This is a genomic window from uncultured Kluyvera sp. (assembly GCF_902485085.1).
GTDB lineage: Bacteria > Pseudomonadota > Gammaproteobacteria > Enterobacterales > Enterobacteriaceae > Kluyvera > Kluyvera ascorbata.
The window spans coordinates 22,524-41,238 of record NZ_CABTJS010000036.1 but is presented as its reverse complement, the minus strand read 5'-3'; the positions used below and the strand labels follow the sequence as shown (position 1 = coordinate 41,238).

Here is an 18,715-nt window from a genome sequence, read left to right as displayed (position 1 = left end):
TTTAACGGAATAACGCTTGCTTACTATGACCGGAAAAGCCGTAGTATTATCCGGATAGACTAGGAAAGTGTTACCTATGTTCCCGGTCTGAAGTGTTACCTATGTATCCGGTCGTACAGTCGTGACGCCGGGCTACAAAATTCAGCACAGCTCTAGCTGCACATCATTTTCCGCAATCACCTGCATCACGCCCGGCGGTGGCAAAACGTCGGTAAAGACGGCGTCCACCAGGCTGATGCTGCCCATGTTTACCATCGCGTTACGACCAAATTTCGAATGGTCGACGACCAGAATCACGTGGCGGGAGTTGTCGATAATCGCGCGCTTGGTGCGCACCTCGTGGTAGTCAAACTCCAGCAGCGAACCGTCGCTGTCGATACCGCTTATCCCCAGAATGCCAAAATCCAGGCGGAACTGAGAGATAAAGTCGAGCGTCGCTTCCCCGATGATCCCACCGTCCCGGCTGCGCAGCTCGCCGCCAGCCAGGATAATGCGGAAATCTTCTTTCACCATCAGCGTGTTGGCCACGTTCAGGTTGTTGGTCACAATACGCAGATCGCTGTGATTGAGCAGCGCATGAGCCACCGCTTCCGGCGTGGTGCCGATATCGATAAACAGCGCGGAGCCGTTCGGGATCTGGCTTGCCACCTTCTGGGCAATACGCTCTTTTTCTAACGCCAGGGTCGCCTTACGGTCATGCCAGGAGGCGTTCACCGAGCTGGACGGCAGCGCCGCACCACCGTGGTGACGCAGGATCTTTTTCTGATCCGCAAGGTCATTCAAATCACGACGAATGGTCTGTGGGCTAACGGAAAAATGCTCCACCAGCTCTTCGGTACTCACGTACCCCTGAAGTTTTACCAGCTCGATTATCGCGTCATGACGTTGTGTTTGTTTCATGATGAATCCCTGGAAAATTATGCTCGCTTGCGCACATTAATCGTATCGACGAAGGCCATAGCCAGGCCAATCACCAGCCCGGTGACGTGCGCGCCGTTCGCAATGGACATCCCAAAAACGTTAAACCATCCGGCAACCAGCCAGATGAGTGAAAACATAATCAGCCCGCGCGGCAGGAAAATACCGCTCTGCGGGTCACGCTCGCCGCGCAGCCAGGCATAGCCCATTAAGGCATACACCACACCGGAAAGGCCACCAAACCACGGGCCACTGAACTGGTGCTGAATAAAGCCGCTCAGCAACGCGCTTATCACGGTAATCACCACCAGTTTGCCGCTGCCAATGCGCTTTTCAACCGCACCGCCGAGGTACCACCACCATAGCAGGTTGAAGAGGATATGGACGAATGAGAAATGCATTAACGCGTGGGTAAAGTAGCGCCAGAGCTCAAATTTCAGCGAATCATCGTACGGCCAGGCAAGCCAGATCATCACCGCCTGATCGCCCAGCACGCTCATCAGGATAAACACCAGAATGCAGGCGGCCATGATGGTCATCGTCACCGGACCAGCACCGGCCTTTAGCGCGGCCAGGAAAGGGAAACGACGGTAGTGCAGGCCACTGTTGGTCTGCCCGGATTGCCAGCTTGCCGCCAGATAACGCGGGTCGGCCGGATTCGCCAGAAAACGTTCCAGCTCTTCGCGTACGCGCGTTTCCTGCGATTCATCGGAAAGCCAGACATCGCTTCGCGCATGCTGCTGGATAGTCAGAATAACGCCCTGTGTTGCCATATAGTCAACAAAAGCCTGGGCAACACGAGGGTTGGTAAAAGAGGTGATCATCAACATCAGCAGGTCGCTTCTATTCCACACAAAAGGGGACAGTATATACCCAAACCCTTACGGATGCGTTGCAGCGGCGTGCAAAGGCCGCCCAACGAGAGGCGGCATCTGGAAGGGAAAAACGAGTTCAGTCCTGGAAACCGGCGTGTACCACTTCAGCCGGGAAGTGGCGATGCCAGGCATCAAAGCCACCGTCGACGCTGTAAACCTGGTCGTAGCCCTGCTGTAACAGGTACTGCGCCGCACCTTTACTGCTGTTGCCGTGATAGCACATCACCATCACCGGGGTTTCGAAATCGTTATCGCGCATAAACGCGCCAAGCGTGTCGTTGGTCAGATGGAATGCGCCTGGGGTATGACCCATGGCAAAGCTCTGCGGGTCGCGAATATCCACCAGCACCGCATTATTCTGCTGAAGCTTCTGGTGCGCCTGTTCTACGTTAATACATTCAAACTGATCCATGGTGCTCTCTTATCGTTATGGCAGGTGTCTTGCTGACGACATTTTACCGCCAAGTGTACGTCTTCACGGTACGTAAACGCCAATATGTTATGCACATCACTCTAAAATGTTTTTTCTATGTTACCAAAAGCGCGTTTACTTGCTATTATGAGCGATAACGAACATTAATGAGCTATAACGAAAGTCTCAGAGGTAGCAATAATGGAAACCAAAGATCTGATTGTGATAGGTGGCGGCATTAACGGTGCAGGCATTGCGGCAGATGCAGCAGGACGCGGGTTATCCGTACTGATGCTGGAAGCCAGAGACCTGGCCTGCGCCACCTCCAGCGCGAGCTCAAAACTGATCCACGGCGGTCTGCGCTACCTTGAACACTACGAATTCCGCCTGGTAAGCGAAGCGCTGGCCGAGCGTGAAGTGCTGCTGAAAATGGCCCCGCATATCGCTATCCCGATGCGTTTCCGCCTGCCGCATCGCCCGCACCTGCGCCCGGCGTGGATGATTCGCACCGGCCTGTTTATGTACGATCATCTGGGCAAACGAACCAGTCTGCCGGCCTCTACCGGTTTGCGTTTTGGCGCAGAATCCGTACTGAAGCCGGAGATCGTGCGCGGTTTCGAATATTCCGACTGCTGGGTCGACGATGCGCGCCTGGTGCTCGCCAACGCGCAGATGGTGGTTAAGAAAGGCGGTGAAGTCCGTACCCGCACCCGCGCCATCTCGGCAAAACGTGAAAACGGCCTGTGGGTCGTCGAAGCGGAAGATATCGACAGCGGTGAAAAATTCCGCTGGCAGGCTCGCGGCCTGGTGAACGCCACCGGTCCATGGGTGAAACAGTTCTTTGACGACGGCATGCACCTGCCATCGCCGTACGGCATTCGCCTGATTAAAGGCAGCCATATCGTGGTACCGCGCGTGCATAGCCAGAAGCAGGCCTATATTTTACAAAACGAAGATAAGCGTATTGTCTTCGTGATCCCGTGGATGGATGAGTTCTCGATCATCGGCACCACCGACGTGGAGTACCATGGCGATCCGAAAAACGTTGAGATCGACGAGAGCGAAATTAACTATCTGCTGAAGGTCTACAACGGCCACTTTAAAAAGCAGCTCGCCCGTGAAGATATCGTCTGGACTTACTCCGGCGTACGTCCGCTGTGCGATGACGAGTCCGATTCGCCACAGGCCATCACCCGCGATTACACGCTGGATATTCACGACGACCACGGTAAAGCCCCGCTGTTGTCGGTCTTTGGCGGCAAGCTCACCACCTATCGTAAGCTCGCCGAGCACGCGCTGGAAAAACTGGCGCCGTACTACAGCGGCATTGGCCCAGCGTGGACCAAAGGCGCCGTGCTGCCGGGCGGTGAGATTGGCAATGACCGCGATGACTACGCGGCGAAGCTGCGCCGTCGCTATCCGTTCATTACCGAATCGCTGGCCCGCCACTTTGCCCGTACCTACGGCAGCAACAGTGAGCTGATTATTGGTGAGGCGAAGGATATTGCCGGGCTGGGTGAAGATTTCGGCCATGAGTTTTATGAAGCCGAGCTGCGCTACCTGGTCGAACACGAGTGGGTGCGCCGTCTGGACGATGCTATCTGGCGTCGGACCAAACAGGGGATGTGGCTCAACGCCGAGCAGCAGTCGCGTATTAGCGAATGGCTGGTGAAAACGCTGGGAAAGCCTGAAATGTCGTTGGCGTCGTGAGGTAATGTGACGCCGGGAAAAAAACGGGGCCAATCGGCCCCGTTTTATTTTTACAGCCTCACCGGCTCGATATACCAGATATGCTCAGCATACTCTTTAATCGTGCGGTCAGAAGAGAAGTAGCCCATGTTGGCGATGTTGAGCATCGCTTTGGTGGTCCACTCTTCAGGTTCCAGATACAGCTCGTCAACCTTGTCCTGGCAGTCCACATAGCTGCGATAGTCCGCCAGCACCTGGTAGTGGTCACCGAAGTTAATCAGCGAATCCACCAGGTCACGGTAGCGGCCCGGCTCGCTCGGGCTGAACACGCCAGTGCCGATTTGCGTCAGAACCTGACGCAGCTCTTCATCCTGCTCGTAGTAGTCGCGAGGGCTATAGCCTTTGCGACGCAGCGCTTCCACCTCTTCAGCGGTGTTACCGAAGATAAAGAAGTTATCCGCCCCAACGTGCTCCTGCATCTCAACGTTGGCCCCGTCCAGCGTACCAATCGTCAACGCCCCGTTAAGCGCGAACTTCATGTTACTGGTGCCGGATGCCTCGGTGCCCGCCAGCGAGATCTGCTCGGAGAGATCCGCCGCCGGGATGATCATCTGCGCCAGGCTCACGCTGTAGTTCGGGATAAAGACCACTTTCAGCTTGTCGCCAATCTGCGGATCGTTGTTGATCACATTCGCCACATCGTTGATCAAGTGGATAATGTGCTTCGCCATGTAGTACGCGGAAGCCGCTTTACCCGCGAAGATGTTCACACGCGGTACCCACTTCGCATCCGGATCGGCCTTGATGCGGTTGTAGCGGGTAATCACATGCAGCACGTTCATCAACTGACGCTTGTACTCGTGAATACGCTTTATCTGCACGTCGAACAGCGCGTTCGGGTTCACCACCACGTTGAGATTCTGGGCGATAAAGGCCGCGAGACGCTTTTTGTTCTCAAGCTTGGCGTGATGCACCGCCTGATTCACCTTCGGATAGTCGATATGCTGCTCTAACTCTTGCAGCTGGCTCAGGTCAGAACGCCAGGTCTGACCGATATTTTCATCCAGCACATCAGAGAGCGCCGGGTTCGCCAGCGCCAGCCAGCGACGTGGCGTCACGCCGTTGGTCACGTTGGTAAAGCGCATCGGGAAGATGGCGGCGAAGTCAGCAAACAGCGACTGCACCATCAGGTTCGAGTGCAGCTCGGAAACGCCGTTGACCTTCTTGCTCACCACCACCGCCAGCCACGCCATACGCACGCGACGACCGTTGGACTCATCGATGATCGACGTGCGGCTCAGCAGCCCGGTATCGTTCGGGTACTGCTCCTGCAACGTTTTCAGGAAGTAGTCGTTAATCTCGAAGATAATCTGCAGGTGACGCGGCAGAATCTTGCCGAGCATATCGACCGGCCAGGTTTCCAGCGCCTCGCTCATCAGCGTGTGGTTGGTGTACGAGAAGACCTGACAGGTGACGGTAAACGCCTCATCCCAGCTAAACTTGTGTTCGTCAATCAGCAGGCGCATCAACTCAGGAATCGACAGCACCGGGTGGGTGTCGTTGAGGTGAATGGCAATTTTATCCGCCAGGTTGTCATAGGTTTTATGCAACATGTAGTGGCGGCTTAAAATATCCTGCACCGTGGCCGAAACCAGGAAGTACTCCTGACGCAGACGCAGTTCGCGCCCAGAGTAGGTCGAGTCATCCGGGTAGAGCACGCGGGACACGTTCTCGGAGTGGTTTTTATCTTCCACCGCCGCGAAATAGTCGCCCTGGTTAAACTTACCGAGGTTGATTTCGCTACTGGCCTGCGCGTTCCACAGACGCAGCGTGTTGGTCGCGTCGGTATCGTAGCCCGGGATAATCTGGTCGTAAGCCACCGCCAGAATCTCTTCTGTTTCCAGCCAGTGGCTGGTTTTGCCTTCCATCTGCACGCGGCCGCCGAAGCGAACCTTATAGCGCGTGTTGTGGCGCGGGAACTCCCACGGGTTACCGTATTCCAGCCAGTAGTCCGGAGACTCTTTCTGACGACCGTCGACGATGTTCTGTTTGAACATGCCGTAATCGTAGCGAATGCCGTAGCCGCGGCCCGGCAGCGCCAGGGTTGCCAGCGAGTCGAGGAAGCAGGCTGCCAGACGACCTAAGCCACCGTTGCCAAGCCCTGGGTCATTCTCTTCGTCGATCAGTTCTTCCAGGTCTAACCCCATTCCTTCCAGCGCGTTTTTCACGTCGTCATAAAGACCTAACGACAACAGCGCATTGGAAAGCGTGCGGCCAATCAAAAACTCCATCGACAGGTAGTAAACCTGGCGAGTTTCCTGGGAAAGCTGCGCGCGGTTAGAGCGCAGCCAGCGTTCAACCAAGCGATCGCGCACGGCAAACAGCGTGGCGTTCAGCCATTCGTGTTTATTCGCGATAGCCGGATCTTTCCCGATGGTAAACATCAGCTTATAGGCAATAGAGTGCTTCAGTGCCTCAACGCTGAGAGTCGGTGATGCATACGAAAAAGGTGCATTCATAACTAAGATCCCCGTAGTTAGATCAGGCGTTGATAAAGCTCACGATACGCGTGCGCAGCAACCTGCCAGCTAAAATCCATGTTCATCGCCTGACGCTGCACGTAGCGCCAGAGAGACGGACGAGACCATAATACGAAAGCACGGCGGATAGCGCGGAGCAGCGACCAGGCATTGCTGTCTTCGAACACAAAGCCGCTGGCGATGCCATCGGCAAGGTTCTCAAGCGAACTATCCGCAACGGTGTCGGCCAGGCCACCGGTACGGCGAACCAGCGGCAACGTGCCGTACTTCAACCCATAAAGCTGCGTTAAGCCACACGGTTCAAAGCGGCTCGGCACCAGAATCACATCTGCGCCGCCGATAATGCGGTGCGAGAACGCTTCATGGTAGCCAATCTGTACGCCCACCTGCCCCGGATGTTCCGCGGCGGCGGCGAGAAAACCTTCCTGCAATACCGGGTCGCCCGCGCCAAGCAGCGCCAACTGACCGCCCTGTTCAAGCAGGCCCGGCAGCGCTTCGAGCACCAGATCCAGCCCTTTCTGGCTGGTCAGTCGACTCACCACCGCAAACAGCGGCGCGGAGTCATCCACCTTCAGCCCCATCGCCGTCTGAAGCTGGCGTTTGTTTTCCGCTTTCCGCTCCAGCGTGTCGCGGCTGTAGCTTGCCGGTAGCAGCAGGTCTTTTTCCGGACTCCAGACGTTGTCATCAACGCCGTTGAGGATCCCCGACAGACGCCCTTCCTGATGGCGCTGACGCAGCAGTCCTTCCATCCCGTAGGCGAACTGCGGTTCGGTAATTTCCCGCGCATAGGTCGGGCTCACCGCCGTAATGTGGTCGGCGTAGTAGAGCCCCGCTTTCAGGAACGAAATCTGTCCGTGGAATTCGAGGCCATGCATGTTGAAGAACTCACCTGGCAGCTGAATCTCTTCCATGTGGTGGCTGTAGAACAGCCCCTGATAGGCCAGGTTGTGTACGGTAAAGACCGACTTCGCCGGACGCCCGCGCGCCGCCAGATAGGCCGGAGCCAGGCCCGCATGCCAGTCGTGGGCGTGTACAACATCAGGTCGCCAGAACGGGTCCAGACCGCAGGCCATTTCACTGCCGACCCAGCCTAACAGCGCAAAGCGCTTCACGTTATCCACGTAGGCGTTCAGGTTGGTGTCGTGATACGGACTCCCCGGACGATCGTAGAGGTGAGGCGCATCAATCAGGTAGATGCCCACGCCGTTATAATGTCCAAACAGCAGCGTCATGCGCCCGGCAAAGGTATCGCGACGGCTAACCACTTTGGCATCCGGGATACCGCGACGGATATCCGGGAATGCAGGTAACAGCACGCGTGCATCGGTTCCTTCGGCAATCTGTGCCGCCGGCAGCGCGCCAATCACATCCGCCAGACCGCCCGTTTTTAATAACGGGAACATCTCAGAACAAACATGTAAGACCTGCATTATCGCTCCTGTTTGTAGCCAAGCTGACGCAGCATTTCGCGCGTCACCAGCACGATCCCTTCGTCCGAGCGGTAAAAGCGACGTGCATCTTCTTCCGCATCTTCACCGATCACCATCCCTTCTGGGATCACACAGGCCCTATCAATAACGCAGCGACGCAGGCGTGAGGAACGACCAACCCAGACATCTGGCAGTAAGACTGCCGAATCAATGTTACAGAATGAATTCACGCGCACGCGTGGGAACAGCACTGACTGCACCACCACGGAGCCGGAAATAATACAGCCACCGGAAACCAGTGAGTTCAGGGTCATACCGTGGCTACCAGAGCGGTCCTGGACGAACTTCGCTGGCGGCAGAGACTCCATGTGCGTGCGAATAGGCCAGTCCTGGTCGTACATATCCAGCTCAGGCGTCACCGATGCCAGGTCAAGGTTCGCTTTCCAGTACGCTTCAAGCGTACCCACATCGCGCCAGTACGGTTCCGCTTGCGGGTCAGACTGTACGCAGGACAGCGGGAATGGATGTGCATAAGCCGCGCCAGCTTTGGTAATCAGCGGAATTAAATCTTTGCCAAAGTCGTGACTGGAGTTTTCGTTAACGTCGTCGCGTTCCAGCAGCTCATAAAGGTAATCAGCATCAAAGACATAGATCCCCATGCTCGCCAGCGCCTTGGTTGGGTCGCTTGGCATGGCCGGTGGGTTCGCCGGTTTTTCCACGAAATCGATAATCTTGTCGTTTTCGTCAACCGCCATCACGCCGAACGCCGTTGCCTCTTCAATGGGCACCGGAATGCACGCTACGGTGCAGCGCGCGCCTTTTTCGACGTGGTCGATAAGCATGCGCGAGTAGTCTTGTTTGTAGATGTGGTCACCGGCCAGGATAACCACATACTCCGCCTTGTAACGGCGAATAATATCGAGGTTCTGGGTCACCGCATCAGCGGTACCGCGATACCAGTTTTCACCGTGCATCCGCTGCTGAGCGGGCAGCAGATCCACAAATTCGTTCATCTGTTCACTGAAGAAGGACCATCCGCGCTGGATGTGCTGGACCAGCGTGTGGGACTGATATTGGGTGATAACGCCAATACGGCGAATCCCGGAGTTCAAGCAGTTAGATAAAGCAAAGTCGATAATGCGGAATTTGCCGCCAAAGTGTACTGCGGGTTTTGCCCGCTTGTTGGTCAGATCCTTGAGTCGCGTACCGCGTCCGCCTGCCAGAATCAGGGCGACGGATTTAATAGGTAACTGGCGAGCCAGCATTAAGGGATCGTTTTTTTCTAGCCTAACCATGATTAACTCCTTTTGTTGCTCGTCCTTCCGGGTAATGAGGTGTCCTCACGCGATAACGCGGGGTTCCGGGTAATTCAGAGACTATGACCTTTGAAATACGCACACTCCGTGCGCGGGCCCATGCCAGACAGCCACGACGACCGACGTGCCAGCGTCGGTGAATGGAGGAACGGCGCGCCATTCCCCCTTGGGTAACGTCAAGTTTGTCGCGTCTTGCGTCGCATTGAGCGTAATGAGCCAACGATCGGAAAGCAGAATCTGCATTCGGCGTGCACCGTGCTGCCATTCCTCGGCAGACAGCGGTTGCGCATCCTGATTGAGCCACTGGACATTGCCATCCCCTTCCTGCCACCAGCGGTCGTCCGTCAACGCGGGGATCTGCCGGCGCAGGTGAATCAGGGCGGCGGTAAAGTCCGTCAGCGCGTCATCTGCGTTTTCCCAATCGAGCCAGGTCAACGTATTGTCCTGACAGTAGGCATTGTTGTTACCTTGCTGGCTGTGACCGTGTTCATCACCGGCCAGCAACATTGGCGTTCCCTGCGATAACAGCAGCGTTGTCAGCAGCGCCTGAACGCTTTTTTGCCGACGTGCCATTACTTCCAGGTTTGCTTCCAATCCTTCGATACCATGATTATTGCTATGGTTATTGCTAGTGCCGTCACGATTCTCTTCACCGTTAGCATCGTTGTGCTTGCCGTTAAAGCTGACACAGTCGCGCAGGGTGAATCCATCGTGGGCGGTCACCAGATTTATCGTCGCGCGAGGGCGACGCTCCTGATGCGCATACACGTCGCTAGAAGCGGCAAAGCGCTGGGCAAAATCCCCCAGCGACAGCGACTCTTCAAGCCAGAAGCGACGCATGGCATCCCGGAAATGGTCGTTCCATTCGCTGAAGGCCGGCGGGAAATTCCCTACCTGATAGCCGCCTTCACCGATGTCCCACGGTTCGGCAATCAGCTTCACCGTGGAGAGCACCGGGTCGTCATGAAGCGCGTTGAACAGCGGCGCATCCTGCCGATAGCCCGGCGTACGGCCCATCACCGGCGCTAAATCAAAACGAAAACCGTCAACGTGGCAGACGTCGACCCAGAAACGCAGGCACTGACGCGCGTATTCCACGACGCCAGGGTGGCTGAGGTTCAGAGTGTTACCGCAGCCCGTCCAGTTGTGATAATCGCCGTCTTCCCGTAACCAATAATAGCTACGATTATCAATCCCCCGCAGCGAGAAGGTCTGGCAATGCAGATCCAGCTCGGCGCTGTGGTTCAACACCACATCCAGGATCACTTCAATACCGGCTTTGTGCAGCGCTTTTACCGCATCGCGAAACTCATCCAGCGCATGCTCAGGCGCGCTGGCGTAACGCGGCGACAGCGCAAACATCGCCAGTGGGTTGTAACCCCAATAGTTTCTCAGCCCCATGCGTTGCAGCCGCTGCTCGTTGCCGAAATGCGCCACCGGCATCAGCTCCAGCGCGGTAATGCCAAGGCGCTTGAGGTAGGCAATCATCACCGGGTGACCCAGCGCTTTGTAGGTGCCGCGAATCGGTTCCGGCAGCCCGGGGTGACGGTAAGTCAGCCCTTTGACGTGCGCTTCGTAGAGGACCGTTTTGCCCCACGCGGTGCGTGGGGCAGTATCGTCTTGCCAGTCGTAGGTTAGGTCGACGACGACCGATTTCGGCGCAATCGCCGCGGTATCGTGGCCGTCCGGCTCGTCGTAACCGCCGTGAAAATGCAGGGAGTCGTCCGGTTCACCCTCGGCGCTGAAGCAGCATGGGTCCAGCAGCAGCTTTGCCGGGTTAAACCGGTGCCCTTGCTGCGGGTTCCACGGGCCGTGCACCCGATAGCCGTAACGTAAGCCAGGACGCGCATGAGGCATATAGCCATGCCAGACGTCGCCGCTGCGTGCGGGTAAGTCATAGCGTGTCTCCGTGCCCTGCGCGTCAAACACGCACAGTTCTACCCGCTCCGCATGTGCCGAGAAGAGCGTAAAGTTTACGCCTTCACCGTCATAGCTTGCGCCGAGCGGCGCGGGCTTCCCTGCGGCGAGTTGGCTCATGTTTAATCCCCTTCCCGAACTAACCAGATGGTCGACAGCGGCGGCAGCGTCAAACTCAGCGACTGCGCACGGCCATGGCTTTCAATCGCATCGCTCTGCACCAGCCCGCCGTTCCCGGCATTGCTGCCGTGATAGTGGGCGGAGTCGGTGTTGAGCACTTCGCGCCAGCGGCCCGGCTGATTAATGCCGAAGCGGTAATCCTGGCGCGGTACCGGCGTAAAGTTGTTGACCACAATCACTTCATTGCCCGCTTTGTCACGACGGACAAAGGCAAACACCGAGCGGGCGTGGTCATCGACCACCAGCCACTCGAAGCCGTACGGGTCAAAGTCCAGCTCGTGCATCGCTTTGTGGTGACGATAAGTATGGTTGAGGTCACGCACCAGGCGCTGCACCCCGTTATGCCAGTTGTCGTCGCCTTCCAGCAGATGCCAGTCGAGGCTGCCATCAAAGTTCCATTCGCGGCCCTGAGCAAACTCATCCCCCATAAACAGCAGCTTTTTGCCCGGGAAAGCGAACATCCAGCCGTAGTAGGCACGCAGGTTGGCAAATTTCTGCCACGCGTCGCCCGGCATACGGTCCAGGATAGATTTCTTACCGTGAACCACTTCGTCATGCGACAACGGCAACACGAAGTTTTCCGTGTAGTTGTAGAGCATGCCGAAGGTCATTTTGTCATGATGGTACTGGCGGTGAACCGGGTCGAGCTTCATGTAGTCCAGGGTGTCGTGCATCCAACCCAGGTTCCACTTAAACCAGAAGCCCAGTCCGCCCATATCGGACGGACGCGATACGCCCGCAAAGTCGGTCGACTCTTCCGCCATGCTTACCGCGCCGGGAACCTGCTCACCCAACACGCGGTTGGTCTGACGCAGAAACTCAATCGCTTCGAGGTTTTCGCGACCGCCGAACTCGTTCGGGATCCATTCGCCCTCTTTACGACTGTAGTCGCGGTAAATCATTGATGCCACCGCATCGACGCGCAGCGCATCAATGCCGAAGCGTTCCACCCAGTACAGGGCGTTGCCCACCAGGAAGTTGGTCACTTCGCGGCGGCCATAGTTGTAGATAAGGGTATTCCAGTCCTGATGATAGCCTTCGCGCGGGTCGCCATGCTCATACAGGTTGGTGCCGTCAAACTCGGCCAGCGCGAAATCATCAGACGGGAAGTGACCTGGCACCCAGTCGAGAATTACATTCAGGCCCGCAGCGTGTGCGGCATTGATAAAGTAGCGGAAATCTTCGCGGGTACCGAAACGGCGGGTTGGCGCGTAAAGCCCGGTTGGCTGGTAGCCCCAGCTTCCGTCAAACGGGTGCTCGTTTACCGGCAGCAGCTCCAGGTGGGTGAAGCCCATCCATTTGGCGTACGGCACCAACTGTTCTGCCAGTTCGCGATAGCTCAGCCAGTAGTTGTTGTCGGTATGACGACGCCAGGAGCCCAGATGCACCTCATAGATAGAGATAGGGGCATCAAGCTGGTTAGCCTTTTTGCGTGCTTCGCTCTGTTCAACCTTTGGTGGTAAGCCACAAATCAGCGAGGCCGTTTCCGGGCGCATTTGGGCTTCGAACGCATAGGGGTCGGCTTTAATCCGCAGCGCGCCGCGGGCATCGATCATCTCGAATTTATAGAGCTGACCGTTGTGCGCTCCCGGAATGAACAGCTCCCAAATCCCCGTTTCCTGACGCAGGCGCATCGGGTGGCGGCGACCGTCCCAGTAGTTGAACTGACCAACGACCGACACGCGGCGGGCGTTAGGCGCCCAAACGGCAAAGCGCGTACCGGTAACGCCATCCACGGTATCCGCATGCGCGCCCAGCTTTTCATAGGGGCGTAAGTGGGTACCTTCAGACAGCAACCATGCGTCCATTTCTGGAAGCAGCGGGCCAAAACGGTAAGGATCGTCAATGAGGTTCTGTTGGCCATGCCAGACGACTGCCAACTGGTAACGGAAGAAATTTTTACGACGCGGCAGTACGCCACAAAAGAAACCACGTGAGTCCACGCAATCAAGTTTACCGACTTTACGTCCTGTTTTAGGTTCAATCACCCAAACATCGGTCGCGTCGGGCAGCAATGCTCGGACTTCCAGTCCCGCTTCCGTTTGGTGCATACCCAGTACGGAAAAGGGATCCGCAAAATGGCCTGCGATCAACGCATTAATCACGTCTCTATCAACACGATCAGACATGCTTCATCATCCTTAGTTTTTGTATCGCCTCAATCCACTGTAAATGGCGATATTTTGTGACCTGAACGGCGCAGCACAAAGTCGTGTGCTCTCTCGGCTCCGTTCAACCTTCAGTCAAGGTAACAGACCTTGATTAAAGCATAGCCAACGCTTTACCTGACTCCTGAGAGAAAAATTAACATCACTGCGTTTACTCCTTGTATTACGCAAAAAAAAGGGGTGGTTCGCCACCCCTCATCGATTAACAAATGTTTATGCCAACTGGCGTAGCATACGACGCAGCGGCTCCGCTGCGCCCCACAGAAGCTGGTCGCCAACGGTAAACGCTGACAAATACTCCGGCCCCATGTTCAGTTTGCGCAAACGTCCAACTGGCGTGGTCAGCGTACCGGTGACCGCAGCTGGCGTCAGTTCACGCATGGTAATTTCACGGTCGTTAGGAACCACTTTCGCCCACGGGTTGTGCGCGGCCAGTAATTCCTCTACAGAACTTATGGAAATATCTTTTTTCAATTTCAGCGTGAATGCCTGGCTGTGGCAGCGCAGCGCACCGACGCGCACGCAAAGGCCATCAACCGGGATAACGGAAGAGGTGGCGAGAATTTTGTTGGTCTCAGCCTGGCCTTTCCACTCTTCGCGGCTCTGGCCGTTATCAAGCTGTTTGTCGATCCACGGAATCAGGCTGCCTGCCAGCGGAACGCCGAAGTTATCGACTGCCAGATCGCCACTGCGGGTCAGGGTAGTGACCTTACGTTCGATCTCGAGGATAGCGGAAGCCGGGTCAGCCAGTTCGTTGGCAACGTGATGATGCAGTTGGCCCATCTGGGTCAGCAGTTCGCGCATATGGCGCGCACCGCCGCCGGAGGCCGCTTGATAGGTTGCCACAGAAGCCCACTCGACCAGGTCGTTCGCAAACAGGCCGCCGAGGGACATCAGCATCAGGCTGACGGTACAGTTACCGCCAACGAAGGTTTTCACGCCGTTGTTCAGGCCATCGGTAATGACCTGCTGGTTTACCGGGTCGAGAATGATGATGGCATCATTTTCCATACGCAGCGAAGAGGCGGCGTCAATCCAGTAGCCCTGCCAACCGCTTTCACGCAGCTTAGGATAGATTTCGTTGGTATAATCGCCGCCCTGACAGGTGACAATAATGTCGAGCGCCTTCAGCGCTTCAAGATCGAAAGCATCCTGAAGCTTGCCACCCGCGCTGCCGCCGAAAGTTGGCGCAGCTTGCCCTAATTGGGAGGTGGAGAAGAAGACGGGGCGAATGGCGTCAAAATCGCGCTCTTCTACCATGCGTTGCATGAGTACAGAGCCGACCATTCCGCGCCAACCGATAAAACCAACATTTTTCATAGCGTGTTTTCCTGCAGATATATGTGCTGTATATGTGAATAAGTGCCCCTGGCATCCCCTCACATTACAAAATGCAGCTAAAGTCGCAAGCAAAATTAATCAATGATTGCCTGGCGATCAGAAGTGCAACTTATCCCCTCGTCCATAGGGGACGCATTTCCTCCTACCACAGTACGCGGTCAGAGTGATGCGTAGAGCAGAAAGTCCGCAATAATTATCAGGGAATTTGAGTGATGAGTGAAATCTTTTCCGCCGCAGTTTTATTGATCCTGATTATGGATCCACTGGGAAATTTGCCCATTTTTATGTCGGTGCTAAAACACACCGAACCCAAGCGCCGCAAGGCGATCATGATACGTGAGCTTTTAATCGCACTTCTACTCATGCTGATTTTTCTCTTCGCGGGCGAGAAGATTCTGGCGTTTTTAAACCTGCGCGCTGAAACGGTTTCCATCTCCGGCGGCATCATTTTGTTCCTGATTGCCATCAAGATGATTTTCCCTAGCGCCACCGGAAATAGTTCGGGGCTGCCGGCGGGTGAAGAGCCGTTTATTGTGCCGCTCGCGATTCCATTAGTGGCCGGGCCAACGTTGCTGGCGACCTTAATGCTGCTTTCGCATCAGTATCCGAATAATTTGTCGCATCTGGTGATTGCGCTGCTGATTGCCTGGGGCGGTACGGTGGTGATTTTGCTGCAGTCGTCGCTGTTCCTGCGTCTGCTGGGCGAGAAAGGGGTAAACGCGCTGGAGCGTCTGATGGGATTGATTCTGGTGATGATGGCCACCCAGATGTTCCTGGACGGTATTCGGATGTGGATGAAGGGATAAAATAATTTGGCCGGGCAGTTGCCCGGCCAACAAACGGGATATTAACTCAACAGCGTAAACGCGATCATACCGATAATGGCACCAACCGTTCCCAGGATGGTTTCCATCATGGTCCAGGTTTTCAGCGTCTGTGCTTCGGTGGCACCGGTAAATTTACCGAACAGCCAGAAGCCCGCGTCGTTTACGTGGCTCACCACGATAGAACCGCCGCCGATACAGATAGAAAGCGCCGCTAACTGTGCGCCGCTGTAGTGCAGCTGTTCAATCACCGGCATCACCAGGCCAACCGCGGTCAAACACGCAACCGTGGCGGAACCCTGAATAATACGTACCGCTGCTGCCAGGATGAAGCAGGTCAGCGCAATCGGCAGACCCATACCGGTCAGGGCTTCACCCAATGCTGGGCCAACGCCGGAATCCACCAGCACCTGTTTGAACACGCCACCGGCACCAATCACCAGCAGGATAATCCCCGCAGGCTGCAGCGCCGCGCCGCAAATCGCCATCACTTTGTCTTTTTCCATGCCCTGACGGAACGCCAGACCATAGATAGCCACCAGGCAGGCAATCAGGATCGCGGTGAACGGATGGCCGATAAATTCAAACCACTGATAGGTTTCTGACCCCACCGGCACGAAACGCGCGGCGACGGTTTTCAGACCGACCAGCACCAGCGGCAGCAGGATCAGCGCCAGGCTAAAGCCAAAGGACGGCATTTTGCCTTCGCCAAGGTGCGGCTCGGTGATGTCATCAGGAATGTTCAGCTCAACGTAGCGGCTGATAAAGTTGCCCCACAGCGGGCCGGCAATAATCATCCCCGGAATCGCCGCACACAGGCCAATCAGAATCATCCAGCCAAAGTCAGCGTGCATCTGCGACGCCAGCAGCATCGGCGCTGGCCCCGGCAGCAGGAACGCCGCAGCGGCGGCAACGCCCGCAAACAGAGGGATCACCAGCTTCACCAGGTTCGTCCCGGTGTGGCGCGCCATTGAGAACGCGACGCTAATCAGCAGCACGATAGCCACTTCAAAGAACAGCGGCAGCGCGCAGATAAGACCGGCAATACCAATCGCATAGTGCGCACGGCTGTGGCCAAACGATTTCAGCATTTTGACGGCAATCTGATCGACCGCGCCGGTCTCATGCAGAACTTTGCCGAACATCGCGCCCAGCGCGACCACGATAGCCAGGAAGCCCAGCGTACCGCCCATCCCTTTCTCCATGGTTTCCGCGATTTTAATCAACGGCATACCGGAGAAAAGCCCTGCACCAATAGAAACCACCATCAAAGCCAGGAAGGCGTGCATACGCGCCTTCATGACTAAAAACAGCAGCAGCAGAACGGAGCCAACTGCGGTTAAAACGAGCGTTAAAGTTGTCACGCGGTACGGCCTTTGTTGATCACTTCAATCGTGCTGTCGATAACGCCTTCCAGCGGCTGATCGATATCAACCACCAGTACATCGCGTTCGTCTGCGCCTGGCTCTTGCAGGGTTTCGAACTGAGTGACCAGCATCTGCGTTTTGAAGAAGTGGCCTTTACGCGCCTTCAGGCGGCTCTCAATCACGTCGAAGTCCCCTTTCAGGTAGACGAAGGAGAGATTCGGGTTGCCTTCACGCAGGATGTCGCGGTACGTTTTTTTCAACGCGGAGCAGACAATCAGTGAAACTTTGTTAGTACGCTGCATGGCGAAAGCGGCGTCGTTCAGCGCCTGCAGCCACGGTTTGCGATCGTCGTCGTTCAGCGGTTCGCCGGAGGACATTTTGACGATATTGCTACGTGGATGCAGGAAGTCGCCGTCAAGGAACGCGGCGTTCAGACGGTGTGCGACTTCGCTAGCGACGGCGGATTTACCGCTGCCGGATACGCCCATCAGTACATAGACGTGGTGATCGTGGTTAGTCGTGCTCAAGGCGTCCTCCTGTTGGGCACTGGCAATTCATTCGGGTTAATTGTTACGGGTAACAGTTATCGGTAACATTGTCCTGCGGGGCAAATGGATAAGCAATAACCATTCGTGCCTGAAGTGAATTCTAAGTGAATATGTGTGATCTAGTTCAAACTTGTTAGGGCTAAATAGATCCGCCCGGTGACAAAGTGAAACCTAAATCTAACATTTTTGGCGTAACCACTTCACCGCGAATACGCGCCAGCAGGCGCTCTGCGCCGATGCGCCCCATGCGTTCACGCGGGGTCAGCACGCTGGCAAGACGCGGCTCCATCACCTGGCCAATGTCATGGCCGTGGAAACCGGCAATCGCGATATCGTCCGGAATTCTCAGCCCAAGGCGCTGGCATTCAAACGCCGCGCCGACCGCCAGGTCATCGTTGGTACAGAAAATACCGTCCAGGTTCGAAAACTCACGTCGCGCCTGGCGCATCAGTTCAATGCCGGAAGTATAAGAAGACGACTGTTCTACCATCACGCTGTAGGGCGTCAGGCCCGCGTCAAGCATGGCCTGCTCGTAGCCCTTCTGCTTGATGATAGTACGTTCGTCGAGACGTGCGCCTAAATAGGCAATGTGGCGATGGCCACGGGCAATAATCGCCGCCGTCATCTGGCGCGCAGCTTCAAAGTTGTCAAAACCCACGGCGATGTCGAGGCACGGAGACTGGCTGTCCATCAGCTCCACCACCGGAATACCGGCGACTTCAATCATCTTCAGGGTGCGCGGAGTGTGGTTACGTTCGGTGAGAATCAGACCGTCAATATTCCAGGAGAGCATCGATTCCAGACGCTCCTGCTCCATTTCCGGCTTGTAACCGTAGTGCGCCAGCATAGTCTGGTAGCCGTGGGCGTCGGTGACGCTTTCCACGCCGCGAAGCACCTCTGCAAAGACCTGGTTGGTTAACGATGGCAGCAGCACGCCAATAGCGCGGCTGGTCGCGTTGGAGAGAATATCGGGAGCCCGGTTGGGGATGTAACCCAAATCATCAAGAGCCGCCGCAATTTTGCCGCGTAACGCCACGGAAACCTGTTCCGGGTTACGGAGAAAACGGCTAACCGTCATTTTGGTTACGCCAACGCGATCGGCAACATCCTGAAGTACGGGTCTTTTCTTTTTCATCGTCCGGAGGTAAGCAAAGGTGAAATATTGCTGAAGTTTACCACGGAGATGGCGC

At 56.1% G+C, this 18,715-nt stretch carries 14 protein-coding genes; 2 read left to right on the top strand and 12 right to left on the bottom strand.

Going from position 1 to position 18,715, the window contains the following annotated elements; all coding sequences use genetic code 11:
* Positions 1-141 precede the first annotated feature (141 nt).
* From RDN66_RS05525 to glpE, 3 genes are all read right to left on the bottom strand, one after another.
* Positions 142-900, bottom strand: a complete 759-nt coding sequence (locus RDN66_RS05525) for a DeoR/GlpR family transcriptional regulator (RefSeq protein WP_035892137.1) — start codon at positions 898-900, stop codon at positions 142-144.
* A gap of 17 nt (positions 901-917) precedes the next feature.
* A complete protein-coding gene (gene glpG / locus RDN66_RS05520; RefSeq protein ID WP_035892139.1) occupies positions 918-1,748 on the bottom strand; it encodes a rhomboid family intramembrane serine protease GlpG in 831 nt (276 codons plus the stop codon).
* A 121-nt stretch (positions 1,749-1,869) separates the two neighbouring features.
* Positions 1,870-2,205, bottom strand: a complete 336-nt coding sequence (glpE, locus tag RDN66_RS05515; RefSeq protein ID WP_035892140.1) for a thiosulfate sulfurtransferase GlpE — start codon at positions 2,203-2,205, stop codon at positions 1,870-1,872.
* 201 nt (positions 2,206-2,406) lie between these two features.
* Between glpE and glpD the strand changes: the two genes are divergently transcribed.
* Positions 2,407-3,915 carry a glycerol-3-phosphate dehydrogenase gene (gene glpD / locus RDN66_RS05510; protein WP_035892141.1) on the top strand — a complete coding sequence of 503 codons (1,509 nt, stop codon included), beginning with the start codon at positions 2,407-2,409 and terminating at the stop codon, positions 3,913-3,915.
* Between the two features lie 50 nt (positions 3,916-3,965).
* On the opposite strand, the gene glgP is transcribed toward glpD, so the two are convergent.
* The 6 genes from glgP to asd all read right to left on the bottom strand — a co-directional run bounded on the left by glgP (position 3,966) and on the right by asd (position 14,765).
* The gene (gene glgP / locus RDN66_RS05505) at positions 3,966-6,413 is read right to left on the bottom strand and encodes a glycogen phosphorylase (RefSeq protein WP_123650879.1); all 2,448 of its coding nucleotides are present in this window, start codon (positions 6,411-6,413) and stop codon (positions 3,966-3,968) included.
* Positions 6,414-6,430: 17 nt separating this feature from the next.
* On the bottom strand, positions 6,431-7,864 hold the full coding sequence (glgA, locus tag RDN66_RS05500) for a glycogen synthase GlgA (RefSeq protein ID WP_035892145.1): 1,434 nt from the start codon (positions 7,862-7,864) through the stop codon (positions 6,431-6,433).
* A complete protein-coding gene (gene glgC, locus RDN66_RS05495) occupies positions 7,864-9,159 on the bottom strand; it encodes a glucose-1-phosphate adenylyltransferase (protein ID WP_035892146.1) in 1,296 nt (431 codons plus the stop codon). The genes glgA and glgC overlap by 1 nt, the downstream gene beginning before the upstream one ends.
* A gap of 81 nt (positions 9,160-9,240) precedes the next feature.
* On the bottom strand, positions 9,241-11,217 hold the full coding sequence (gene glgX / locus RDN66_RS05490) for a glycogen debranching protein GlgX (RefSeq protein WP_202217050.1): 1,977 nt from the start codon (positions 11,215-11,217) through the stop codon (positions 9,241-9,243).
* 2 nt (positions 11,218-11,219) lie between these two features.
* Complete coding sequence (glgB, locus tag RDN66_RS05485; protein WP_202217049.1) at positions 11,220-13,406, bottom strand: 1,4-alpha-glucan branching enzyme; 2,187 nt, start codon at positions 13,404-13,406, stop codon at positions 11,220-11,222.
* Between the two features lie 252 nt (positions 13,407-13,658).
* Positions 13,659-14,765, bottom strand: coding sequence for an aspartate-semialdehyde dehydrogenase (gene asd / locus RDN66_RS05480; protein WP_035892150.1), 1,107 nt, complete (start codon positions 14,763-14,765; stop codon positions 13,659-13,661).
* A gap of 233 nt (positions 14,766-14,998) precedes the next feature.
* Here asd and RDN66_RS05475 point away from each other — a divergent pair, with 233 nt between their 5' ends.
* Positions 14,999-15,592 (top strand): YhgN family NAAT transporter, encoded by a 594-nt coding sequence (locus tag RDN66_RS05475; protein WP_035892151.1) that lies wholly within the window; start codon positions 14,999-15,001, stop codon positions 15,590-15,592.
* Positions 15,593-15,633: 41 nt separating this feature from the next.
* Here RDN66_RS05475 and gntU read toward each other — a convergent pair whose 3' ends face one another.
* From gntU to gntR, 3 genes are all read right to left on the bottom strand, one after another.
* Positions 15,634-16,974, bottom strand: a complete 1,341-nt coding sequence (gene gntU, locus RDN66_RS05470) for a gluconate transporter (protein ID WP_035892153.1) — start codon at positions 16,972-16,974, stop codon at positions 15,634-15,636.
* Complete coding sequence (gntK, locus tag RDN66_RS05465; RefSeq protein ID WP_035892154.1) at positions 16,971-17,504, bottom strand: gluconokinase; 534 nt, start codon at positions 17,502-17,504, stop codon at positions 16,971-16,973. The genes gntU and gntK overlap by 4 nt, the downstream gene beginning before the upstream one ends.
* Positions 17,505-17,664: 160 nt before the next feature.
* On the bottom strand, positions 17,665-18,660 hold the full coding sequence (gene gntR / locus RDN66_RS05460; protein ID WP_123650883.1) for a gluconate operon transcriptional repressor GntR: 996 nt from the start codon (positions 18,658-18,660) through the stop codon (positions 17,665-17,667).
* Positions 18,661-18,715 lie beyond the last annotated feature (55 nt).